17 protein-coding genes are annotated in these 25,572 nt (G+C 37.9%); 14 read left to right on the plus strand and 3 right to left on the minus strand.

Features of this window, described 5'->3' with window-relative positions; all coding sequences use genetic code 11:
- Genes JF259_RS04995 through JF259_RS05005 form a run of 3 tightly spaced genes read left to right on the plus strand, consistent with a single transcriptional unit; the run spans position 1 to position 2,779 of the window.
- The gene (locus JF259_RS04995) at positions 1 to 978 is read left to right on the plus strand and encodes a TRAP transporter substrate-binding protein (RefSeq protein ID WP_317192065.1); all 978 of its coding nucleotides are present in this window, start codon (positions 1 to 3) and stop codon (positions 976 to 978) included.
- 2 nt (positions 979 to 980) lie between these two features.
- Positions 981 to 1,472, plus strand: coding sequence for a TRAP transporter small permease (locus JF259_RS05000; protein WP_199114030.1), 492 nt, complete (start codon positions 981 to 983; stop codon positions 1,470 to 1,472).
- Positions 1,473 to 1,474: 2 nt separating this feature from the next.
- A complete protein-coding gene (locus JF259_RS05005; RefSeq protein WP_199114032.1) occupies positions 1,475 to 2,779 on the plus strand; it encodes a TRAP transporter large permease in 1,305 nt (434 codons plus the stop codon).
- A gap of 82 nt (positions 2,780 to 2,861) precedes the next feature.
- On the opposite strand, the gene kbl is transcribed toward JF259_RS05005, so the two are convergent.
- Together kbl and JF259_RS05015 are read right to left on the minus strand one after the other, a co-directional pair.
- A complete protein-coding gene (gene kbl / locus JF259_RS05010; RefSeq protein ID WP_199114034.1) occupies positions 2,862 to 4,049 on the minus strand; it encodes a glycine C-acetyltransferase in 1,188 nt (395 codons plus the stop codon).
- Between the two features lie 13 nt (positions 4,050 to 4,062).
- On the minus strand, positions 4,063 to 5,016 hold the full coding sequence (locus JF259_RS05015; RefSeq protein WP_199114036.1) for an NAD-dependent epimerase/dehydratase family protein: 954 nt from the start codon (positions 5,014 to 5,016) through the stop codon (positions 4,063 to 4,065).
- 169 nt (positions 5,017 to 5,185) lie between these two features.
- Between JF259_RS05015 and JF259_RS05020 the strand changes: the two genes are divergently transcribed.
- The 10 genes from JF259_RS05020 to JF259_RS05065 all read left to right on the plus strand — a co-directional run bounded on the left by JF259_RS05020 (position 5,186) and on the right by JF259_RS05065 (position 23,707).
- The gene (locus JF259_RS05020; protein ID WP_199114038.1) at positions 5,186 to 5,647 is read left to right on the plus strand and encodes an Lrp/AsnC family transcriptional regulator; all 462 of its coding nucleotides are present in this window, start codon (positions 5,186 to 5,188) and stop codon (positions 5,645 to 5,647) included.
- A gap of 490 nt (positions 5,648 to 6,137) precedes the next feature.
- Entirely contained in the window at positions 6,138 to 7,904 is a 1,767-nt protein-coding gene (locus JF259_RS05025) for a class I mannose-6-phosphate isomerase (RefSeq protein WP_199114040.1), read from the plus strand.
- A gap of 19 nt (positions 7,905 to 7,923) precedes the next feature.
- On the plus strand, positions 7,924 to 11,145 hold the full coding sequence (locus JF259_RS05030) for a GH92 family glycosyl hydrolase (RefSeq protein WP_199114042.1): 3,222 nt from the start codon (positions 7,924 to 7,926) through the stop codon (positions 11,143 to 11,145).
- Positions 11,146 to 11,153: 8 nt separating this feature from the next.
- On the plus strand, positions 11,154 to 13,550 hold the full coding sequence (locus JF259_RS05035; protein WP_199114044.1) for a GH92 family glycosyl hydrolase: 2,397 nt from the start codon (positions 11,154 to 11,156) through the stop codon (positions 13,548 to 13,550).
- Between the two features lie 80 nt (positions 13,551 to 13,630).
- Positions 13,631 to 14,917: a glucosidase family protein gene (locus JF259_RS05040; protein ID WP_199114054.1), complete on the plus strand. Its 1,287-nt coding sequence runs from the start codon at positions 13,631 to 13,633 to the stop codon at positions 14,915 to 14,917.
- 58 nt (positions 14,918 to 14,975) lie between these two features.
- The gene (locus tag JF259_RS05045) at positions 14,976 to 15,713 is read left to right on the plus strand and encodes a GntR family transcriptional regulator (protein ID WP_199114056.1); all 738 of its coding nucleotides are present in this window, start codon (positions 14,976 to 14,978) and stop codon (positions 15,711 to 15,713) included.
- Between the two features lie 91 nt (positions 15,714 to 15,804).
- A complete protein-coding gene (locus JF259_RS05050; protein ID WP_199114058.1) occupies positions 15,805 to 16,731 on the plus strand; it encodes an ROK family protein in 927 nt (308 codons plus the stop codon).
- An 11-nt stretch (positions 16,732 to 16,742) separates the two neighbouring features.
- Positions 16,743 to 17,906: an MFS transporter gene (locus tag JF259_RS05055; RefSeq protein ID WP_199114060.1), complete on the plus strand. Its 1,164-nt coding sequence runs from the start codon at positions 16,743 to 16,745 to the stop codon at positions 17,904 to 17,906.
- On the plus strand, positions 17,903 to 21,100 hold the full coding sequence (locus tag JF259_RS05060) for a GH92 family glycosyl hydrolase (RefSeq protein ID WP_199114069.1): 3,198 nt from the start codon (positions 17,903 to 17,905) through the stop codon (positions 21,098 to 21,100). The genes JF259_RS05055 and JF259_RS05060 overlap by 4 nt, the downstream gene beginning before the upstream one ends.
- Before the next feature lie 6 nt (positions 21,101 to 21,106).
- Positions 21,107 to 23,707, plus strand: a complete 2,601-nt coding sequence (locus JF259_RS05065) for a GH92 family glycosyl hydrolase (protein ID WP_199114071.1) — start codon at positions 21,107 to 21,109, stop codon at positions 23,705 to 23,707.
- Here JF259_RS05065 and JF259_RS05070 read toward each other — a convergent pair whose 3' ends face one another.
- Complete coding sequence (locus JF259_RS05070; RefSeq protein ID WP_199114073.1) at positions 23,708 to 24,259, minus strand: RNA polymerase sigma factor; 552 nt, start codon at positions 24,257 to 24,259, stop codon at positions 23,708 to 23,710.
- Positions 24,260 to 24,364: 105 nt separating this feature from the next.
- Between JF259_RS05070 and JF259_RS05075 the strand changes: the two genes are divergently transcribed.
- Positions 24,365 to 25,540, plus strand: a complete 1,176-nt coding sequence (locus JF259_RS05075; RefSeq protein ID WP_199114075.1) for a FecR family protein — start codon at positions 24,365 to 24,367, stop codon at positions 25,538 to 25,540.
- The last annotated feature ends 32 nt before the right edge of the window (positions 25,541 to 25,572 follow it).

Genomic DNA, 25,572 nt, shown 5'->3' on the forward strand with positions numbered 1-25,572 from the left:
ATGATGCGATATAAAACACTAATCATCTTAATGCTTTTGTCGGGACTTTGGTCTTGTAAAAAAGAATCTGGCACAAAAATAATGTATTTGGCCCATGGCTTGCCACAAACACATCCGGTTCATAAAGGTATTTTAAAGTTTCAGGAAGCACTCCATAAAAAGTCAGGAGGGAAGTTGGCCGTTAAGATTTTTCCAGACGGTCAGTTGGGGTCAGAACGTGAAGTATTGGAGTTATTACAAATTGGAAGCGTCGCTATTACTAAAGTAAGTGCGGCGACCTTGTCTAATTTTGTGCCCGAATACAATGTTTTGGGTATTCCCTATTTGTTTCGGGACAAAGCACATCAATTTAGTGTGTTGGAAGGTGAGATAGGCAAGTCTATTTTGAAAAAAGGAAGTAAGTTTTGGTTACGTGGATTGTGTTATTATGACGCTGGTAGCAGAAGTTTTTATACCAAAGATAAGGCGATACGAACCCCGGAAGATTTAAAGGGGCTTAAAATAAGGGTCATGAACAATCAAATGGCTATTAATATGGTTAATGCTCTGGGAGGGTCGGCAACACCATTAGCGTATGGTGAATTGTATACAGCTATCCAACAAGGGGTTGTAGATGGTGCCGAGAATAATCCACCATCATTCGTGTCGTCCAATCATTACGAAATAAGTAAGTACTATACCCTAGATCAGCATTCGTCCGTACCAGATGTGTTGATTATGGGGACTAAATATTGGGATAAATTAACAGATGAAGAAAAGCAATGGGTAGAAGCAGCCGCGGCTGAATCTTCTGAAGCACAAAAACAATATTGGAACGAATCGGTTGCCGAGTCCATGCAAAAGGCGAAAGACAGAGGTGTTGAAATTATCATTCCAGATAAATCCTTATTTGCAGAACAATCAAAATCAGTATTAGAAGCCTTTGAAAAAGAGTATCCTGAGTTGGCAGATTTAGTACATCAGATAAAAGCACAATAATTATGAAACATATAGATTTTTTGTTTAATAAGATAATTCGTTTTATCGAAATTTTTTTAGTTAGCATTTTTGGTCTTTTGGTTTTAGATGTGCTTTGGCAAGTTTTTTCGCGGTATATTTTAAAAACATCGTTTTCTTGGACAGAAGAGTTGGCAAGGTTTTCATTAATCTGGCTGTCTATTTTAGGAGCAGCCTATTTGAATGCAAAGCGAGAGCATTTGTCAATGGATTTTGTTTACCAAAAGTTATCCATTAAAAAACAAAAGAAGGTTTCTTTAATTATAGAAGTGCTTATATTTTTATTTGCTGCCATCGTGATGGTTGTTGGTGGGTTTAATTTGGTATATATTACTTTAAAATTAAATCAGCTTTCTGGAACATTACAAATACCTCTAGGATATATCTATGCTATCATGCCTTTTAGCGGCTTGTTAATTATGTGTTTTTCGGTATATCACATGTCAAAAATTTATACAAATAAACTAGTCGATTAATTATGAGCATTGAAGTTATAAGTATATTAGTTCTATTTTTAAGCTTTTTTATACTACTGTTGTTAAAAGTGCCGGTGGCTTACAGTATTGGAATATCTACAACGGTCAGCCTATTGTTGAATATTGATAAATTGCCGGGGATCACTACTATTGCCCAGCGTATGACGACAGGGATAGACAGCTTTGCATTACTGGCCATTCCGTTTTTTGTGTTAGCCGGTGAAATCATGAAGCGTGGCGGTATTGCCAATAGGCTCATAAATTTTGCAAAATCATTAGTGGCGAGTCTTCCGGGAGGTTTGGCTTATGTAAATATATTGGCATCTATGTTATTTGGTGCTATTTCGGGGTCGGCATTGGCAGCTACCTCTGCAATTGGTAGTATCATGACAGATAGAATGGAGAAGGAAGGTCTGCCAAGAGCTTTTAGTGCTTCCGTAAATATAACGGCCTCAACAACTGGCTTATTAATTCCGCCAAGTAATATCTTAATTGTCTTTGCTTTAGCGAGTGGGGGATCAGCATCGGTAGCGGCTTTGTTCATAGCGGGTTATTTACCAGGTGTTTTATTGGGATTAGCACTGATGGGTTACGTGGCTTTTGTTGCGATAAAAAGGGATTTTATAAAAGGAACAAGGGCGAGTTTGTCTGAAGTATTGGGGTATTTTAGCAAAGCTATTTTTAGTTTATTACTTTTGGTTGTGGTTGTAGGGGGGATTGTTGCCGGAATTTTTACGGCCACTGAAGCATCCGTTATTGCAGTTTTATATGCCGCCGTTTTGGCGTTGATTTATGGTGAGGTTGGCGTTAAGGACTTTCCCGATATTTTGCTCACAAGTGCCAAAACTACAGCCGTGGTCATGTTTTTAATATGTACGTCGATGGCCATGTCGTGGTTGTTTTCTTTTGAAGGTATCCCGGAATTAATGAGTAACTTTTTATTGGGTCAGTTTAGTAATAAGTTTGCTATATTTTTGGTGATAAATATTGTGTTGTTGCTTGTAGGGACTTTTATGGATATGACCCCAGCGGTACTTATATTTACACCTATATTTTTGCCAGTTGTAGTGGCATTGGGTATGGAGCCTGTACACTTTGGTATTGTTATGGTACTTAATTTATGTATTGGACTGTGTACACCACCAGTAGGTACCATTCTGTTTGTTGGAAGTGGTATAGCCAATATATCAGTTACCCAAGTTGTAAAGCCCTTAATTCCTTTTTTAATAATTATGGTTATCGTGTTGTTATTGGTTACCTATATTCCTGAAATATCGATGTTGTTACCACGATTGTTCGATTTGTAATAAGATACAGTATATAATGAAATAAGCCCTTGGTAATTATTTCAAGGGCTTATTAATTTAGAGATATATTAGATTGAGTGTGTTATGCAATAACATTTAATTCTTTTCCTACTTTAATAAATGCTTTAATCGCTTTATCAATATGCTCAGGTTCGTGTGCTGCTGATAATTGAACCCTTATTCTAGCTTTGCCTTTAGGAACAACCGGATAAAAGAATCCAATAACATAAATACCTTCGTCTAAAAGGCGTTTAGCGAACTCCTGTGCTATGGTGGCCTCCCCAAGCATAATAGGAACTATAGGGTGGATACCCTTAACAATATTGAAACCGGCAGCTGTCATGCCAGAGCGGAACTGCTTGGTATTTGCTTCTAATTTGTCTTTTAAATGTGTAGATCCTTTAAGAATGTCTAACACTTTTAAAGTTGCTCCAACAATTGCAGGAGCTAAGGTATTTGAAAATAAATACGGACGTGAATGTTGTCTTAGGATATCTACTATTTCCTTTCTGGCCGCAGTAAACCCTCCAGAAGCACCACCAAGGGCTTTCCCATAAGTGCCGGTTATAATGTCAATACGTCCCATAACGTTGTTGTACTCATGAGAACCTCTTCCGGTAGCTCCTAAAAACCCAGTAGAGTGACATTCGTCAATCATTACAAGCGCATTGTATTTATCAGCCAAATCACATATTTTGTCGAGTTGTGCGATGGTGCCGTCCATAGAAAAAGAACCATCTGTAACAATCAATATACGTCTTGAAGAACTAGCAGCTTTAAGCTGTTCTTCTAAATCGTCCATGTTGTTGTGTTTATATCTAAACCGTTTCGCTTTACAAAGGCGAATACCGTCAATAATTGAAGCATGATTAAGTTCATCTGATATAATGGCATCTTCAGCCTTTAACAGAGGCTCAAAAAGTCCACCGTTGGCATCAAAAGCGGCAGCATATAAAATACAGTCTTCCATGCCCAAAAATTCGGCAGTTTTTTTCTCCAGTTCTTTGTGGATGTCTTGTGTGCCACAAATAAAGCGCACCGATGAAAGTCCGAATCCGTGGGTTTTAATAGCGTTAATTCCAGCTTCAAGAACATCGGGGTTTGCCGCTAGCCCCAAATAGTTGTTGGCACAGAAGTTAAGTACTTGGTTTTGGGTTGTCGTACTTATTTGAGCACCTTGTTTAGAGGTTATAATACGTTCGTCTTTATAAAGACCACTATCTTTTATATCTTGAATATCGTTTAATAAGTCGTTTTTAATACTGTACATAATGTCTTTAGATTTAAATTTTTTCTAAATAAGTTGCTTTTAGGTTTTCAATCATATCTTCTGTCATGGCTTCCAAATTGTAATTTGGTTTCCAATTCCAATCATTTTTGGCATTTGTGTCATCAATACTTTTTGGCCACGAATCCGCAATACCTTGTCTAAAATCGGGTTTGTAAGTTACTTTAAAATCGGGATAAATAGTTCGGATTGCATTTGTTATTTCTTCAGGATTAAAGCTTACACCCGCAACATTGTATGAGGTTCTGGTTTTAATGTTTACAGAAGGCGCATCCATAACCTCTATAGTTGCTCTTATGGCATCATCCATATAAATCATTGGAAGTGTGGTTTTTTCGCTTAAAAAGCATTCAAAAGGTTCATTTTTAATAGCTTTATGAAAAATGTCCACAGCATAATCTGTAGTGCCTCCACCCGGTAAGGATTGGTAGCCTATAACACCTGGATAACGAATAGAACGAATGTCCAATCCGTATTTTTCATAATAATAATTGGCCCAATTTTCACCAGCAGCTTTGGTCATACCATATACTGTTGATGGTGTTAGGTTGGAATCTTGAGGGGTGTTGTCACGATTTACATTTGCTCCGAACACAGCAATCGAACTTGGGAAAAATACTTTACTAATAGTATGTATTCTAGATACTTCAAGCACATTAAAAAGGGTTTTCATATTGATATCCCAAGTTAATAGCGGATTCTTTTCACCATTTGCCGATAAAATAGCGGCCATATGGTAAATTTGAGTAACATTATATTTTATAACAATAGTAGTTAAAGCTTCAAAATCTGTAGCGTCTAATATTTCAAATTGACCAACAAATGAAGGATTGTCCCTTAAGTCGGTAGCAATAACATTATTTACACCGAATTTATCTTGAAGTCTTTTTGATAGAACAGAACCTAGTTGTCCGCTGGCTCCTGTTATTAATATGGTTTCTTGCTGCATTATATTATATATTAATAAAGAACAAAATTACTTAAAAACAATATTTTACAATTAAAATGTCTTTTTAAAATAATAAAAAAAGTAAAATAATCTTTTTATTAAGGTTTATTTATTATTATTTACTTTTGTGGTGTATTAAATAAAAGCTTAAAAGTAAATTTATCTTTATATGGAAAAAATAGATGAAGTCGATTTAAATATTTTGCGTATTCTACAAAAGGATTCCAAAAAGACAACGAAAGAAATAGCAGAAATGTTAAATCTAACGGCTTCACCAGTATATGAGCGTATTAGGCGTTTAGAGAAAAAAGGATTTATAAAAAATTACGTGGCACTTTTGGATAAAAAGAAAATTCAAAGACCAGTTACTGCTATTTGTATGGTGTCCCTGCGTTATCATGACCAAGGATTTATTGATAAATTTGATCGACAAATTAGAGCCTTGCACGAGGTGCAGGAATGCTATCATATGGCTGGAAAAGTTGACTTTTTTTTAAAAATCAACTTGGAAAGCCTTGATGTATACCATGAGTTTGTAAGGACGAAGCTATCTAAAATTGAGAACATTGGTGTTTTGGAAAGTTATTTTGTGCTTAAAGAAATTTTTCAGACTACCGAGTATTATATTTAGAGACTGTTTAAAATTCGTTTTTGAAATTAGTTATAGGTCATTTTTTTGCCAATTAAGGCTTTAAAACCGGAGTTTAGCAGCGCTAAATGAGGATTTTCATAACGAAAAGTGGAGAAAAAAGGAGCATAACAAAACCAAAAGGTGGAATTTAAGCAGTCTCTTAAATATCTATAAGGATTTGTAAAAGTTTAAATCACTTCGTTAAAAACAACATTGAAATAGATTAATGAAAATCACAGAAACAACCTTTGCTAGTATATAATACAAATTTTAACTCCACTATGCTGTAATGATCAAGTACGACAAAATAATGTTATAATTTGACTATATTACTTATATTAACTGATTTCCACATGTAATACCTTTGTTTTGTCTATGAAGTTACTCGACTTATTGTAAAACAAGAAATGGTATTGGCATAAAAATAAATAATTTAAATGTATGGACATATGAACATGTTTTGTATATTTGCGTAATCTTAATTAAAAAAATGGAAAGAAAGACAAGTCAATATTTGATGCCGGTTAAAAAGAAAAAGACAGTTAGTGGTAGCTATGATATTAATCCGGTCCATGAAGTGGTCAATGGTGAAATAGTACAAGGATATGGTGCTTTGGCCGATAGGTTGGTAAATGAGAAAGTTATAATTTTAGATGGGTATGTAGGAGTAGATTGGGATGAGGTAATAACGTCTTTAGTCGAAGTCTTTAAAGCTGCGAAACTTTCTATATGTGCATATAACATTAAGGATTGTTTAAAATCCGAAATGGATATTAATGCATTGGTTACACCATATTTAGGAGGTGACGATCCTGTTTTTGGTCGTAAGACAAGCTTAGTACTTAATGATTACTTTGATAGGGAAAAGCTTATAAGTATTGATTTGGACCAAAGTAAAGATATCAATATTATATACGGAACTGGAGCAAGTCTGGCTAATATAGAAGGTTGTTTGGTGTATTTCGATTTACCAAAAAATGAGCTGCAATTTAGAATGAGGGCAGATGCCATCACCAATTTAGGGTTTTCTTCACCTAAGGCTCACAAACAAATGTATAAGCATTTCTACTTTGTGGATTGGGTCGTGTTAAACCAAGAAAAGAAAAGGTTGTTGCCCCAAATAGATATTATAGTAGATCAACAGCGTCCGGGGATGCCTATATGGACAGAAGGAGAGGCTTTAAGATCTAGTTTATCAAAATTATCTAAAGGATATTTCAGGGTAAGACCCTGGTTTGAGCCCGGTATTTGGGGAGGACAATGGATGAGGGAACGCATTGAAGGCTTGAATCAAGAAGTGCCCAATTATGCATGGTCTTTTGAAATGATCGTGCCCGAAAATGGATTGGTTTTTGGAGATGAAAATGGCATGTTGGAAGTGTCGTTTGATATGTTAATGTTCCAGGAACAAGAGAACGTATTAGGCAAAGCAGCTAAGCGATTTCAGGATGAGTTTCCTATTCGGTTTGATTTTCTGGATACCTTCGATGGCGGTAACCTTTCGGTGCAATGCCATCCGAAGCCAGACTATATTAAAAAGGAATTTGGAGAAAACTTCACACAGGATGAGACCTATTATATTTTGGACGCCAAGGAAGGTGCCGATGTGTATTTGGGATTTCAGGAAGATATCAATCCAGAAGCCTTCAAAAAGGCGCTCGAGCATAGTTATGAGACCAAGGAAGAACTGGACGTCGAAAGGTATGTGCAAAAATTGCCTGCCAAAAAACACGACCTATTCCTTATCCCACACGGAACGGTTCACTGTTCTGGAATAAATAACCTTGTGCTGGAGATTAGTGCAACCCCATACATCTTTACCTTTAAAATGTACGATTGGCAGCGTATGGATATGGATGGAAACCCGAGACCCTTAAATATAGACCGCGCCTATGATAATTTGAACTTTAACAGAAAAGGACAAGTTGTACAAGATACCTTGGTGTCTAAACCATATGTGGTATCGTCTGGAGACCATTGGAAAAAAATACATTTACCAACGCATCCAGACCACTTTTATGATATATATCGATATGAGTTTGATGATGAGGTTGTCATTGAAACTTTAAATCAATGTCATGTCTTAATGCTTGTTGAAGGTACGGCTGTAGAATTGGATTTAGTGAATGATTCCCAAACGTTTCATTATGCCGAGACCTTTGCAGTATCGGCAGCTGCCAATAGCTATCGCTTGGTTAATAAAGGAAAGGAAGCTGCAAAAGTAATTGTATCTTTTGTTAAAGATGAGGCCTGTTAAAAAACTAAACTGAAATTATATGGAATTTAAACTCTTGATTGCTGTTGTAATGTCTTTTACAGTTGGTTATGCACAAAACACAACGGTATGGCAAATAGGAAAATCTGATGATAGTAGTGCTGAGTTTGCCTTAGCAAATGGTGAGTATAGCAAATTTTTGGAAAAGGATTTTGGGTGGGAAGACCGATTTTACGTGGTAGGATATTCCGAGGACAAGACCGATTTTCCTTTTGTATTGCCCGGAGCGATAGATTATTGGGGCGGAACTTCAACGTTGGCTGGTATACGCCCTCATGAAATCAATATTTTATTTGGTATAAAAGATAAACCTAAAAGCGGTGATTGGAAATTGGTTGTAGATGTGCTGGATTGTAATCCCGAAACACCACCCTATCTTAAGGTTACGGTAAACGGCAAATCTTGGAAGTATAGATTAGACAAAGGGAGCAATGCCGAAGCCTTAAAAGGAAAGGTCGCCAATACTAAAGAGCAGATAATAGAAATCCCATTAGACGTCGATCTCATAACGAATGGAGGGAACAATGTTCAGCTTACCACGTTGGAAGGCAGCTGGATGGTGTTTGACCAAGTAAGACTGGTAGGGACAGAGAACGTACAACTATTAAAACCAGAAACGGCATTTATAAGAAGTGTTACCCCAGCAGAATATGAGTTAATGGTTGATGGGAGCCAGGTGCAGCCTCTGTTAGTGGATGTTCAGCATCTTCAACGCAGCCCGAAACTTGAGGTACAACTGGATGGTAAGGTTATTTTTGAAGAGGAAGTTGAGCATGGTCGAATTATTTATGAAGCACCTATGCCTGCTGTTACGAGGTCAAAAGTGAGTCAATATGCTGTTTTTCTGGATGGTATGCTAATAGAAAAAGGTACTGTAAAAAGAGCTCCAAATAAGACCAATAGATTGGTGGACTATGTGGACACCAAGATAGGAACAGGACATTCCAGATGGATGATCGCACCGGGACCTTGGATGCCCTTTGGAATGGTTAAAATAAGCCCCGATAATCAAAATGAAGGCTGGCAGGCAGGATATCAGCCCACCTTCGAAAGTGTGGGGACCTTCAGTCATATTCATGAATGGACCATGGCAGGTTTGGGAACATTTCCTACCAACGGACCATTGGTTACCGAAGTTGGCAATCAGGGAGAGCCCGATTCTGGATACCGTTCGCGAGTAGATAAAACTACCGAAGAAGCACCTTTGGGATATTATTCGGTGCTGTTGAGCGATTATAATATCAAGGCCGAATTGACCGCTACAACGCGCGCCAGTTTTCAGCGTTATACCTATCCGAAGGATGTTCCAAACTCCAGAATATTGGTCGATCTTCAAATCCCTTCAGAATATAATTATACCATTAAAGAAGCCCATTTTAAAAAGATAGGCGACCATAAGATTGTGGGGTATAGTAAACAAGTTTCTCCGTCTGTTTGGGGAGAACAGTATTACCGAAGCAAAATGGTTGAAGGTGGTGATAAAACAAGGGAATGGGATATCATAGCACAAGAGTATACAGTTCATTTTGTAATGGAATTTGACCAACCCATAAAAACCTTTGGTACATGGGTAAATGGTAGTGAAACAGGTAAAGGGGATGCTGAAATAATAAATGATGCCGAATTAACAGTTGCTAATCCGGAGGACATTGTAGCCTTTGTTGAGTTTGATACATCTGTACATCAGGTGGTGCAAACAAGAACCGGAATATCGTATGTGAGCATAGAGAGTGCTGCATTGAATTTGGAAGAAGAAATAACGAAGCCTTTCGGTTGGAATTTTGAAAAGGTTCGCGAAAATCAGGAAAATACTTGGAACAATTTATTTAGAAGGGTACAAGTTGCATCAAATAATAGATTGGAAAAAACGAGGTTCTATTCCAATATGTACCGTGCTTTGGTAAGTAGAAATATATTTAGTGACGTAGATGGAAGCTGGGTAGATGCCGAGGAAAACATTCAGAAATTTAACAATCCTAATGACGTAGCTTTAGGTTGTGATGCTTTTTGGAACACCTTTTGGAATTTGAACCAGTTTTGGAATTTAGTGACGCCCGAATGGTCATCCAAATGGGTAAAATCGCAATTGGCTATGTACGATGCCAATGGCTGGTTGGCCAAAGGTCCAGCAGGAATGGAATATATTCCGGTAATGGTGGCCGAACATGAAATTCCACTTATTGTGGGAGCTTACCAAATGGGCATTCGGGATTACGATGCCGAAAAGGCTTTTAATGCTGTTTATAAAATGCAAACCACCAAAGGCGAGCAGGTAGGTGGCGGCTATGCAGGAAACAGGGATTTAGAAACCTATTTAAAGCACAAATATGTACCGTATAATAAGGGACGTTTTTCCAATACTTTGGAATATTCATTCGACGATTTTACTGTGTCGCAACTGGCAAAATCACTTGGAAAAACCAAAGAATACAATGAATTTATTGATAGGGCCTATTGGTGGAAAAATGCCATAGATCCAGAGATTGGATTTGCCAGATTGAGGCATTCAGATGGTAGCTGGTTTAAGGATTTTGATCCTATTGAAACAGGTGGGAATCATCAATTTGCAGAAGGAAATGCATGGCAACTTACCTTTTTCGTACCGCAGGATATCCCGGCATTAGCAAAGATAATTGGTGAAGAGGAGTTTGTAAAGCGTTTGGATGGCGGGTTTAGTGTAAGCAGTAATTGGCGTTACAATGCACCAAATGAAAAATACTGGGATTTCCCTGTAATCCAAGGGAACCAACAGTCTATGCACTTTTCGTTTATGTTCAATTGGGTGAAAAAACCTTGGCTCACCCAGAAATGGAACAGGGACATTTTATCCCGTTTTTATGGTTATGGTATTTCTAATGCCTATCTGGGAGATGAAGACCAGGGGCAAATGAGTGCTTGGTATATGATGTCGTCTTTAGGGTTGTTTCAAACTGATGGCGGTACAAGATCAGAACCTATCTATGAGATTGGAAGCCCATTATTCGAAAAAATAGAAATCGATCTGGGAAACCAATACAATAGAGGTCGTAAATTTGTAATTGAAGCAAAAAATAACTCTTTCAATAATAAGTATGTACAAAGTGCAACGCTTAATGGGAAAGCATTGAAGAACTTTTGGTTTCCAGCCAGTGAATTGTTAAAAGGAGGGAAACTGGAACTGGAAATGGGACCTGAACCAAATAAAAACTGGGGTGTAAACGAGATGCCTCCTAGCCCAAAATAAGTATTAAGATGAAGGGATGTAAGTTGATAATAGGTGTTTTATTGCTTAGCCAGTTTATGGCATGTAAGAAACAAGAAGTTTTTCAAGAAAAACCATTAGTTTCCCTAACACAATATGTCGATCCACAAATAGGTTCTGTACATGGGCGATGGTTTTTTTACACGCCAGCAGCACGCCCTTTTGGAATGGCCAAATTAGCACCACATACCAATGGTTATAACAGTGCCGGAGGCTGGGGGCCTACGGGTTATGACGACCGGCATACCTCTATTGAAGGCTTTGGCCATTTTCATGAATTTCAAATAGGAGGTTTGGTATTCATGCCTACGGTTGGAGCGTTAAAAACAGTACCGGGTACTCTAGAAAATCCCGATACAGGTTATCGTTCACGTTTCGATAAAACGACCGAACACGCCGAAACGGGATACTATAGCGTACTTTTAAAAGATTATAATATTAAAGCCGAATTAACGGCGACCGAACGTGTGGGCTACCAACGTTTTACATATCCCAAAACCAAGGAGACCCATGTTGTTGTCGATTTAGGACATAAACAAGGCGAAAGTGGTGATGTTACCAAAGCCTTTGGCAGCATTGTAAATGGTACGGAGTTAGAAGGCTATATTGAAACCTATCCGGAATATGTTAAATTTTGCGATCCTGGGAAAAGAGTGAAAATGTATTTTGTAGCCCGGTTCAATAAAGAACCAATTGCCACAGGAAGTTTTATAGATTCCATTCAAAAGCAAGGGGCACTTAAAACAGAAGGGATCAATAATGGTCTGTATCTTACTTTTAATATGGAGCAAGATGATATACTAGAGATTCAAACAGGATTGAGTTATACTTCCATAGAAAATGCACGTTTAAACCTGCAAACAGAGTCCAATGGGAAAGCCTTTGATGTAGTTAAACAAGAATCTAAGGATATCTGGAACGAAAAGTTAAACAGCATTGTTGTAGAAGGTGGTCAGGAAAAAGATAAAGTTAAATTTTATACCGGATTATACCATGCCCTACTAGGGCGAGGTCTTGCCAATGATGTTAATGGACATTATCCTAAAGCTAATGATGACATAGGACAGATACCTTTGGATGAAAATAATAAGCCGCTTTACAACCATTACAATACCGATGGTATTTGGGGAGGGTTCTGGAACTTAAGTCAGCTTTGGAGTTTGGCCTATCCCGATTATTTTAGCGACTATGTTCAATCGAACATAGACTATTACAAAGATCGTGGTTGGTTACACGATGGAGGGGCTAATGGCGTGTTTACAAATGGTGTACAGACCAATTTTCAGGGGCTTTTATTAGCATCTGCATACAATGTAGGGATTCGCGATTTCGATGTAAAAACAGGGTATAAAGCGGCCATTAAAAATGAGCTGGAATACCGTGGTCGCGATCTAGGAAATGGTAAATACGATCTGGCTTATTTTGTAAAGGAACATTACGTACCCTATAAAGATACCATTATATCCAACGGGTGGGTGTTTAACTTTGGAGCCTCCCATACCTTAGAATACAGTTTCAGTTCTTATGCTGTGGCGCAAATGGCTAAAAGCATGAACGATACCGCTAGTTATAGCAAGCTTATGGCGCAAGCGGGATATTATAAAAACTTGTTTGATCCCGAGACAAAATATATAAGACCTAAATTAGAAGATGGAACCTTTATAAAAGATTTTGATCCCATGCGGGGATGGGATGGATTTCAGGAAGGTAATGCCTATCAATATACCTGGTATGTGCCGCATGATATAGCAGGGTTAATCGGTTTAATAGGGAAAGATCTTTTTAATAAGCGTTTAGAAGAGATGTTTAGCAATGCACAAAAGAGTATGTTTGGAGGTGGATCTGAGGAAATACATAGTTTTTCAGGTGTAGAAAAATTGTATAACCATGGCAATCAGCCTTGCTTGCACGATGCCTGGTTGTTTAACTATTCAGGAAAGCCCTGGTTAACCCAAAAATGGGTACGTACCATTTGCAATGAATTTTATGGAACAGAGCCTTTGCATGGTTACGGTGTGGGGCAGGATGAAGATCAAGGGCAATTAGGCGCCTGGTATGTCATGGCATCTATGGGATTATTCGATGTTCAGGGGCATAGTGCCGCCAATCCAACGGTTCAGTTTGGCAGTCCGTTGTTTGATAAAATGACGATTAAGTTGGATGATGCGTATTACACTGGAAAGGAACTGGTTATTGAAACGATCAATCAGTCACCAGAAAACCATTATATCCAAGAAGCATCCTGGAATGGGAGAGACCTGAAAAATAACTGGATGTTTCATAAGGAGCTTATGAAAGGAGGAACCTTAAAATTTAATTTAGGTAAAGTGCCAAATACAAATTGGGGGGTAGAGACAATGCCCCCATCGATGTCTAACACAAAATAATAAATATTATAAGGGCCTTGTCAGACTGAGCCCAGTCGAAGTCAAAGCGAAGAATCTTTTTAATAATAAAAAATTAACAGATGAAACAATTAGTGCTTACAATAACTGCATGTGTTCTAATAGCATGTTCAGGGAACAAAGCTAATAAGGAATTAGCTCAAAAAATATTAGCCGATCAGGATTTTAAAGAAGTTAAAGAAAGAGCCCTTAAGGTTGTTAAGACTGGGTTTAATGCAGGCGATGGTTATGGCGAAGTCTGGATTAGGGATTATAATACGTTTATTGAATTGTCGGCAGAAGTTTTTGACAAGGAAACTCTTAAAGAAAATTTGCTGGTCTTTTTTAGGTTACAAGGAGACGATGGCAATATTATAGATGGTTTTATTCCAAAGGAAAAAGCCGTACAGACCGAAGGCGGGTATGAATACATATTTAACGATCTTGAACCCAACTATGCTGGACATAAAAATACGGTAGAAACCGATCATGAGACCTCTTTGGTGCAGGCCGTGTACAAGTATATTAAGAAAACAGGAGATACAGCTATTTTAAATGTTCAAGTGGGTAATGCTACGGTTGCCGAATGTATGGAACAGTCCATGGAATTTTTAATGAATCACCGCTGGTCAGAAAAATATGGACTGATATATGGCGCAACTACAGCCGATTGGGGCGATGTGCAGCACACCCATCCTTGGGGCGTTTATATAACCGATGATACGGTGTATTGTGTAGATATTTACGATAATGCCATGCTATTGATCGCTTTGGATAATATGATGGAACTCATTCCAGAAACCAAAGGGAAATGGCAAACGATTCGCGATGACATAGCAAAAAATTCCATGAAAGTGCTTTGGGATGAAGCGAATCAAAAATTTATTCCCCATGTGTATTTGGATAAATCGCCATATCCAGAGGATTTTAATGAAAATGAGATCTATTACCATGGAGGAACAGCGGTAGCCATAGAAGCAGGCTTGTTAAATAAGAAGCAGATTAAAACAGCCTTAGATAAAATGGTAGCCAATGTGAAAGCATCTGGAGCCGGTTCTATTGGGCTTACCATGTATCCACCATACCCAGAATGGGCTTTCGAGAACAAAGGGATGTATCCTTATGGTTATCAAAACGGCGGTGACTGGACTTGGTTTGGAGGTCGTATGATTCAACAATTAATAAAATATGGTTTTGTACAGGAAGCCTACGAGCAAATGAAACCTATGACGGATCGTGTCATTAAAAACGATGGCTTTTTTGAGTGGTATACAGTCGATAATAAGCCCGAAGGTTCAGGGACTTTTAGGGGATCGGCCGGGGTATTATATACTGCTCTAGAACAGTTTTACTATTGGGCTCATGAATAAATTAAAAATGTCATATATTTAGCATTCATTAATATGTAAAAAATCTAAGGCTTCAATAATGAATTTTAAATTAGATCAAAATAGCCCTGTGCCACTTCATGCTCAAATAGAAGTATATCTAAGAGAGTTAATTAAAAGGGAAGATTACATTAAAGGAGACAAGCTTTTGCCAAAAGAGGTTGCCTTGTCTAAAAAACTTGGGGTATCTAGAAATACCATAAGACAAGCCATTAACAAATTGGTACACGAAGGATTAATTGAACGTAAAAAAGGTATTGGAACCAAGGTTATTGCAAAAAAGATATCAACACGCTTAGATAATTGGATAAGCTTTACCAAAGAAATGCGCAACCAAGGTATTGAAGTTGTTAATTACTTAGTGAATGTTGCTTTGGTACAGGCAGAGAAGGAAGTCTATGATGCATTAGGTGTTCCAGAAACCAAAAAGGTTTGGAAACTGGAAAAAATAAGAGGGTCTAAGGAAGCCAAATACCTATATTCCGTTTCTTATTTCCACCCGCGGATTGGAATTACAGGTGATGAGAATTTCATGGTTCCCTTGTATGAACTATTAGAGAGAGAACACGACATTATTGTTTCCACATCCAAAGAAAAATTAAAAGCGGTCTCGGCCGATACTAAAATAGCAGAGATGTTAGATGTTAAAAAAGAGATGGCTATTTTAAAAAGAGAACGATTGGTTTTGGATGTAGGGGATAGACCCGTAGAATATAACACGGTATATTACCATACCGATTATTTTACTTACGATATAGATATTAAAAGAGAACTTTAAGCATAATAGGCAACCAAAATGCTTAAACATGGTTTTAGTTAAATTGTATATACATTCGAACATTGATTATACACGCTAAATATTTAATTAGATGAACAAAAACATAGCTATTGGCGTTGATATAGGTGGAAGCCATATTACAAGTGCCGCCGTAGATATTAATACCCTTGAAATCATTTCGGGAACAACGCATTCCGTAAAAGTCAATAATAAAGCTGCAAAGGAAGACATTCTTGAGAATTGGAGCCAGGCTCTTAATAAAACCATAGGCCATCTTTCCAAAGCAACAGATATTAATATTGGATTTGCGATGCCAGGCCCATTTCATTATAAAACTGGATTGGCCATGTTTGAAGGTAATGACAAATATGAAAACCTGTATAATGTATCCATCCCCGATGAATTGGCAAAATATCTTAACGCCAATTCGGTAAATATGCGGTTTATTAATGACGCTACAGCCTTTGGAGTAGGGGTTTCCGCTATGGGAAAAGCAAAAAACTATAGTAAGACCATTGCCGTTACCTTGGGTACCGGATTTGGTTCTGCATTTATAAAGAATGGCGTGCCTCAGGTTAATGCTGATGATGTGCCCGAGGGAGGCTGTTTATGGGATGAACCTTATAAGGAAGGTATTGGAGATGATTATTTTTCAACGCGTTGGTGTATTAAACGATATTATGAAATAACTTCAAAACAAGTTCATGGTGTTAAGGAGATTGCTGAAGCAAATGATGAGTATTCAAGGCAAGTATTTACGGAATTTGGAGAAAATATGGCGGAATTTATGATTCCCTTTCTTCAGAAGTACCAGCCAGATCTCATTATTTTGGGCGGAAATGTATCGTTGGCTCATGATTTCTTCCTACCTATCTTGAAACAAAAAATAGAAGAAGCTGGATTGAAAACAGGATTTGAAATATCTAAACTTATGGAAGATGCTGCGATTATAGGCAGCGCCAAACTATTTGACGCTCATTTTTGGGAGCATGTAAAGCATGATTTGCCTAACCTTTAATACATAAACAAATGACTTCAAAAAAAATACACTTAAATAAGATCTTACCCGTATTCCTAACCTTTATAGTTATGGGGTTTGTTGATATTGTTGGGGTTTCAACAGGTTATGTGCAAAAGGATTTTGAACTTTCCGATGCTATGGCACAATTCATTCCTTCCATGGTCTTCATTTGGTTTTTTGTGTTTTCAATACCAGTTGGATTGTTACAGGACAAAATAGGTAAAAAGAAGATGATGAACATTGGTATTGTAGTCACCCTATTTGGTATGTTACTACCTTTTGCTTATTACTCCTTCATCATGGTGTTAATTGCTTTTGTATTTATTGGGATAGGCAATACCATTGTTCAAGTAGCTGCAAATCCCTTATTACAGGAAGTAATTCCAAAAGAAAAATTATCAAGTTTTTTAAGCCTGTCACAATTTGTAAAAGCGATTACCTCTTTATTAGGCCCCATTATAGCAACTTATATGGCATTACAATATGGCGATTGGCGATTGGTGTTTGTTGTTTATAGCGTGGTTTCCATTATTTCTTTGTTATGGTTATACACCACAAGAATAGAAGAGGTTATTAAGTCCGATACGCCAGCAACATTTGCGTCATGCATGGGTTTGCTTAAAAATAAGTTTATCATAGCTGTTGTGATAGCCATCTTCCTGATTGTAGGTGCCGATGTGGGGATGAATTCCAATATCCAAAGTTTTTTGATGAAATTGCACGGGATGACCCTTGAAAATGCATCCTATGGTATAAGTGTTTATTTTACGGCGCTAATGATCAGTCGTTTTCTGGGGGCTATCTTATTACAGTTTTTTAAGCCCATACTTTTTTTAATAAGTACCACGGTGTTGGCTATTGCGGGCACCCTCTTGATTTTGCTTTCACCAAATGAATTTTTAGCGCAAACAGGTATTTTTATTGTAGGCTTGGGCGCAGGAAACTTATTTCCGTTGGTGTTTTCTATAGCCATTAACAAAATGCCCACAAGAGCCAATGAAATATCTGGACTCTTAATTATGGCCGTTGTTGGAGGTGCAGTGGTACCACCAATTATGGGAGCGGTAACGTCGGTGGCAGGTGTTATAGGTAGTATTTTGGTATTGATTTTATGTTTTGCCTATATGTTTGTGTTACCCTTGATTAAGAACAACCAATCTGATGCTTCGTGATAATAGATTTATATGAGCAAAAAACAGAAGCTCTTAAGCAATTAATTTTATTTCTTTTTATTCTAATTTTTCATTGGGATGCAAGCATTGTTGCACAATCTTTACCAAAAAAAACGATATGGAATATTGGCATTTCAGATAATGCTATTTCCGAATTTGCTTTAGCGCCAGATGGTTATAAAGAATTTGTTCCCAATGGTTTTGGTGGAGCCAACAGCTATTTTGTGATTGGAGAATCCAGTACGAAAGAGGATTTTCCGTATGTGTTACCAGGCCCTAAAGATGCTTTTTCTGGGTATGGGTACTGGGCAGGGTTAGCCCTAAACAAATTACCTGTTTATTTTGAAATAGCAAAACTTCCAGAGCAAGGGGAATGTGTTTTATCTATAGATTTTATAGCAGTTAATTCGAAACAAGCCCCTTTATTTAGATGTACCATAAATGGTGAGGTTTACGAGCAACAACTTCATGAAGGTAGCTCTTCAGCTCCCGATAATTTAACCCCAGAGCAACAAAACGTTTCATTTAATATTCCTGTTTCAGTTCTTAATGAAGGCATTAACGAAATTGTCTTTCAGAATATGACAGGAAATTGGTGTGCTTTCGATGCTATAACTTTCTATGGTCCAGAAGCATTAAATACAGTTGCCCCAAGAAACACCCTTTTGCATGCGGTTAAATTTGCCGATAAAGAACAAGAACAGGAAGGCAAGAAAACGTTGCCATTAAGGATCGACTTGCGACATTCAGGAAAGAAAGTAAAGATCAAGGCGGTGGTCGATGGTATGCCATTAGAACGCATGATGGAAGCTGGGCACTCCATACTGGAATTTCAATTTCCGGCAGTAGACAGTCAAAATACGTCGAGGGTGGAAGTTTTTGTAGATGGCAAACTAAAATACGATGCCAAGTTAAACCGTAAGCCCGCACCGATGGTACAACCGGTCGATTATGTAGATCAGTTTATGGGAACCAGTGGCTCTCGATGGATGATCGCCCCAGGGCCTTGGATGCCTATGGGAATGGTGAAAATAGCCCCAGAGAATGAGGATAGCCAGTGGAAAGCAGGATATGAATATCAAATAGAAAATGTGATGGGCTTTAGTCACCTTCACGAATGGACAATGGCTGGTTTGTTAATGATGCCAACCAATGGCCCAATACGAATTCAACCGGGGCCGGCAAGCAATCCAGATTTGGGATATCGCTCCAGAATAGACAAACAAAAAGAAAAGGCTGAAATAGGACGCTATAGCACCTATCTCACCGATTATGATATCGAAGTTGAACTAACCGCTACGACCAGAGCTTCTTTGCAGCGCTATACTTTTCCTGAAGACAAAGAAAACAGGGTGCTGATAGACCTTCATTTTCCGGCTGAATATATTTGGGATTTGCAGGATGCCGAAATAAAAAAGATAAGCGATACCGAAATAGAAGGCTGGGCCCAATCGCATTGTTCTGCAACGGGCTATGCAGGGAGTCAGGATTATAAGTTGCATTTTGTAATGCAGTTCGACCAACCGATAGCGCAGATGGACGGCTGGGTATTGGATCGTATTAAGGAAAATGTCAACAAAATTAATAGCATATCCTACGACCCGGATTGGCTACGGAGGTATCCCCAAAAGTATGATATAAAAGACGCCGGAGCCATTATTAATTTTGCCAAAGGCACGAAGGAAGTAAAAGTAAGAACAGGGATTTCCTTAATAAGTACAGAGCAAGCCAGGTTGAACCTCCAGAAAGAAATGGTAAAACCGTTCAATTGGGATTTTGAGGCTGTTGTGCAAAATCAAAAAACTGTTTGGAATACACTTTTAAATCGTGTGGAAATTGAAACACCCGATGCACTTCAAAAGAAAAAATTCTATACCAATTTCTACAGAGCGTTGAGCCCTAGAACCACCTGGAGTGATGTAAACGGCAAATGGATGGATATGAATGAAAAGGTACAGCAAACCGATCCGTCTAAACCCGTTTATGGAAGTGATGGGTATTGGGGATGGCATTGGAACCTGGTCCAATTCTATAATTTAATAGCACCAGAATATGCCTCGGGATGGATCCATAGTTTTTTAGAAATGTATGATGCCGGAGGTTGGCTGCCTATAGGAAATCCGGGGATGGAATATATTCGGGTAATGATAGGGCAGCCCGAGATTCCACTCATTGTTTCGGCCTACCAGCACGGGATAAGGGATTTTGATAAAGATAAGATGTTCAAGGCCATGTACCATCAGCAAACAGCATTAATGGAAAAGCACCCTGGAGGTGGGGAAGTAGGTAACGAAAGCTATATCTATTATCTTGATAAGGGGTATGTGCCGCTTAATGACGAGTATCAAAGTTACGTGTCCAATACCATGGAGTATGCCTATCAGGATTGGTGTTTTGCACAATATGCCAAAGCTATCGGGATAGACGCTACCTATCAAACTTTTATGAAACGCTCGGAGAACTGGAGAAATATCTTTGATACAGAAACAGGGTTTGTGCGTCCCAGACATAAAGATGGCAGTTGGCTTGAAGATTTTAGCCCCTATCATGCTCCTGGCTTTTGTGAGTCCAATAGTTGGCAATATACCTGGTATGTACCACAAAATGTAAAAGGTTTGGTAGAAGTTATGGGAAGAAAACGGTTTTTAAATGTATTAAATGAAGGGATGGTGTCTTCAGAGAAAGTGTATTTCAATGCATTGGCCGATAATTTCACCAAATATCCAATTAACCATGGCAATGAATCCAACATGCAATCGGCATACCTTTTTAATCATGCCGGGGAACCATGGCTAACCCAGAAATGGGCACGGGCCATTCAGGAAAAGTATTATGGTTTGGGGCCACGGGATGCTTATCCAGGCGATGAAGACCAGGGGCAAATGAGTGCCTGGTATGTTATGAGTACCATGGGACTGTTTCAAATGGATGGTGGTGCAGCCGTAAATCCGCAGTACGAGCTGGGGAGTCCCCGATTTAATAAAGTAACCATTCATTTAAGTGAAACTTATTACAATGGGAACACCTTTGTGATTAAAGCCAAAAATGCCTCAAGGGAAAACAAATATATACATGCGGCAGAACTCAATGGAAAACCATTAAGAACATGGAAATTTTCCCAAAAAGAACTAATAAAGGGAGGCGAATTGATCCTGGATATGAAAAGTACCCCTAAGAAAAGTATCTTTAAATAAGTTAAAATGAGCGTAGACAAAAACAATGTTATAGCATACATATTTGATGTAATACGATTTTTTAAGAGGCAGTTTAAGTTGTTTTTGTTTTTTATAATGGTTGTGGCTATTACGAATACCGTTCAGGCCGGTCCAGAAAATATTGCCAATAAGGCAAAAGCTACGGCTAGTGCCAGTCTAAATTCCAGATTTGATATTAGCCAGGTAAAGGATGGTGTGGCGCGCTATGCTAATTTGGGCGAATGGGCCTCGGATAGCAAAATGAATTTCTGGGGTGGTGTAAACTATCCATGGATGCAACTCGATTGGGATAGCCCACAAACCATCAATAAAGTTGTATTTTACGATCGAACTACCTTGCTTTCGCACACGGCTGGTGGGACATTATACTTTAGTGACGGCTCCCAAATAAGCGTTACGGCCATACCGAATGATGGAAGCCCGAAAACAGTGGTGTTTCCTGATAAGAAAGTAGAATGGATTAAGTTTGAGGTTACCGATGGCAATGGTGATTATTTGGGATTATCGGAAATTGAAGTATTCCCTGCTCCAGCCGATTATGAAGACTACGTATCATGGGTGGATCCTTACATTGAAACCACTAGGGGACGGTATTTTTATTTTGTTACGGGCAGCCGTCCGTTCGGAATGATAAGTGCGGCGCCAATGACCAGAAATAAAAATCAAATGGGGGGTGGCTATAACTATAATACGACTGAAATTTTAGGATTCCCTCAAGTACACGGTTGGATGCTTTCAGGATTAGACCTCATGCCTACTACGGGTGACGTTGATCCGTCATTGGGAGAACAAAACTGGAAATCGCGCTTTTCGCATGGCGATGAAATTGTACAGCCCGGATACCATAAAGTCTTTTTGGAAGATTATAATATATGGGTAGAGCAAACTACTACCGATCGTGTAAGTCTGTATCGTTTCAAGTACGCTAAAGATGCCGTATCGAACATCTTGATAAATCTGGGAGGGTATATTGGTACGAGTACGATGACGGATGCTAAGGTAACAAAGATTAGTGATACCGAAATACACGGTTCTGTAAACACTATGGGCAGGTTATGGGGAGGCCCCGATAATGTTACCTTGTTTTTTGTGATTCAATTTGATAAGCCTTTCGAAAAAATGAACGGGTGGGCAGACAAAAACAAATATGAACATATAGAGGATCTTGTTGGAAGCTCCGAAAAAACACCTAGAAGACCAGAAGGATGGACCTATTACGATGCGCCTACCTCAGGAATAAGTGCGCTTTACAATGTTAAGGAAGGTAGTGAATTAAAGGTGAAGATGGCTATTTCGTATACCTCAATTGAAAATGCCAGAAACAATTTAGAACAGGAATGTAATCATTGGAATTTTGATCAGGTAAGAAAAGAAGCCAAAGCGGAATGGAATGATTGGTTGGGTAAAATTGATGTAAAAGGAGGTTCCGATGCCTTTTGGTTAACCCAATGGAACTTAAATATTTTATGGGGATTAGCATGGCCGGAGGTCTTGGATGATTTCTCAGCCTCGTTAGTGCAATATGCCGATAATGGTAAACTTTTGCCAAGGGGACCTAATGTTGGGGGGTATTCTTATATTATGACGGGTTGTCCTGCTACACCACTTATTGTATCTGCTTATACCAGAGGTTTGTTAACAAAGGTAGACCATAAACACGCCTATAAAGTAATGAAGCAAAACCATATGCCAGGGGGGATGTTGGAGGCAGATGACGATTATATCGAAAAAGGCTACTTTGTTAATAATGCCGGTAAGACGTTAGAAGCTGCCTTTCAAGATTGGTCGTTGGCGCAGATGGCTTTGGGATTGAGAAAAGAAAAAGATGCCGCCTATTTTTTAAAACGTTCCCAGGGTTGGAAAACGTTATTTAATGAACAATACCAACTGATTTTTCCAAAAGACAAAAAAGGCGATTGGTTGCATACCAATCCGTTAAGCGGTCAAGGCTGGATTGAAGCCAATGCCTGGCAGGCCACCTGGTCGGTGTCTCATGATATTAAAGGTCTGGCTAAGTTAATGGGAGGTAATGATGCACTGTGTAATAAGTTAAATTATGCTTTCGAACAAGCAGATACCACCGATTTTGTATTTGCCTATGGCAATGGTTACGTTAGTTATGCTAACCAACCGGGGTGTAGCAATGCCCATGTGTTTAATTATGCAGGAAAACCGTGGTTAACACAGTATTGGGTACGTCAAGTTAATGAACAAGCTTACGGTGGCATTACACCGGATAAAGGTTATGGTGGTCATGATGAAGACCAAGGGCAAATGGGAGGCGTAAGCGCTTTAATGTCGTTAGGACTTTTTAGTTTAAAAGGAAACACATCATTACACCCCGTGTATGAGATAACGAGTCCGGTTTTTGACGAGATAACAATTAAATTAAACCCAGATTATTATCAGGGGAATGAATTTGTAATTAAAACGCATCATAATTCTAAGGAGAATATGTACATCCAAAAAGCCATTTTAAATGGAAAGCCGTTAAACAAATATTGGTTTGAACACGCCGAATTTTCTAAAGGAGGCGTTTTACAATTGTGGATGGATTCAAAACCGAATAAAAATTGGGGAGAATAACTAGAATACTTGTGTTTTTAATGCTGTTCTTAGTTTTGTGAGTGCAATCCCGATTTGATTTTCTACTGTTTTAACAGATATATTTAATTCAGAAGAAATCTCATTATAGGTTAACCCATCAAATTTACTCATCATAAAAATGGCTTTACATTTGGGGGGCAATTCATTGATGGTATATTCAATGAGTGCCATTTTTTTTTCTTTAATGGCATCGTCCTCTTCCGTTAAGCTTATAATTTTTTGATAATATAATTCTTTGAGCATTTCTTTTGCCCGTAAACTTTTCCTGTATATATCTATATATAGATTATAAGATGTTTTATAGAGATAACTCTTAATAGGGCGATTAATGTCTATTCTTTCTTTAAATGCCCACAACTTTGCAAAGGTCTCCTGAACAATATCCTCGGCCTGCATACGATTTTTGGTTAGTTTATAAATAAACACAAGAATTACATTATAATAAATATTAAATATTTTCCCAAAAGCATTTTGGTCGCCTTTTTTTATAAGCTCCAGTAAAATTCTTTCATTTTGTGGGTTTCTGGTCATTTAGGGAAATAATTTTGCTTATGTATAAACAATTATACAAAAAAAATAAAACTTTTTTGGGGGTATTGGAATAATTAATCGTATTGTACCAATAGATGCTTTTTTATGACTATGGAAATAGAGGTGAATAGATTAATAATCAAGTTTATTGAAAACAAACTATTGGATCATGAGTATGAGATTCTTGAAGGACTTCTAAGAGATCCAAAAAACAGGTTACTATTTGATGAGTTGGTAGAGATACATTTTCTTATTTCTCCAAAAACCATACATGATTTAGATTCACTTAAATCATATAAGAAACTATTAAAGAAAGTTGAAGACCAACGATTTAATAGACGTCAACCTAAAAAAAGACCGTTTGTAGTGTTTAAATACGCTGCCTTATTTATTGGTATAATAGGGCTCACCTATGCTGTAATTTTACAAAATGGATTACAATCAAATCCCATATCGCCTCCCATTGAAATTGAGGATGAAGCCATAACGCTTCAACTTGAAAATGGTAAAATAGAAAAAATTAACACAGAAAGGAATACCCAAATTGTAGAAGCAAATGGGGAGGTTGTAGTACAACAGCAAAAGGACAAATTAGTATACACAGGAAAAGCTAATTCTGAAGAACTGTTGTACAATACTTTAAATATCCCTTATGGTAAAAAATTTCAATTAGAATTATCAGATGGTACAGTGGTACACTTAAACTCAGGGTCTTCCCTAAAGTATCCCGTAACCTTTTTGGAAGGACAGGACAGGAATGTTTATGTAAAAGGAGAAGCTTTTTTTAAAGTGGCAGAAGATGCTAAACACCCATTTATTGTAAATGTTAATACCTTATGCGTTCGCGTTTTAGGTACGGAATTTAATGTGTCGTCCTATGAAGAAGATAGCTTTATTAATACCGTTTTGGTTTCGGGTGAAGTAAGACTATATGATAGGTACTCCAGCTACAATGCAGATACGTCTTTAAAATTAACGCCAAACCACATGGCTGTATGGAATAAGGATCAGCATAACATGTCTGTAAAAGAAGTAAATACAGGGATTTATACCGGTTGGGTAGAAGGGAAACTCATTTTTAGGGAAATGCAATTTAAAGAGATCACAAAGAAATTGGAACGACATTATAACGTATCCATTATCAATAAGAACGATGCTTTAAACGAACATACCTTCAATGCCAGTTTTGATGTTGAAAGCATTCAGGAGGTACTTGAGGTTTTTAAAATCAATTTCGGAATTGAATATGAAATTGTTAACAATGAAATTATTATTTACTAAACCAAACAACCAACATTTGCTTATGGATAAAT

This window comes from Snuella sedimenti (assembly GCF_016428595.1).
In the GTDB taxonomy this organism is placed as follows: Bacteria; Bacteroidota; Bacteroidia; order Flavobacteriales; family Flavobacteriaceae; genus Snuella; species Snuella sedimenti.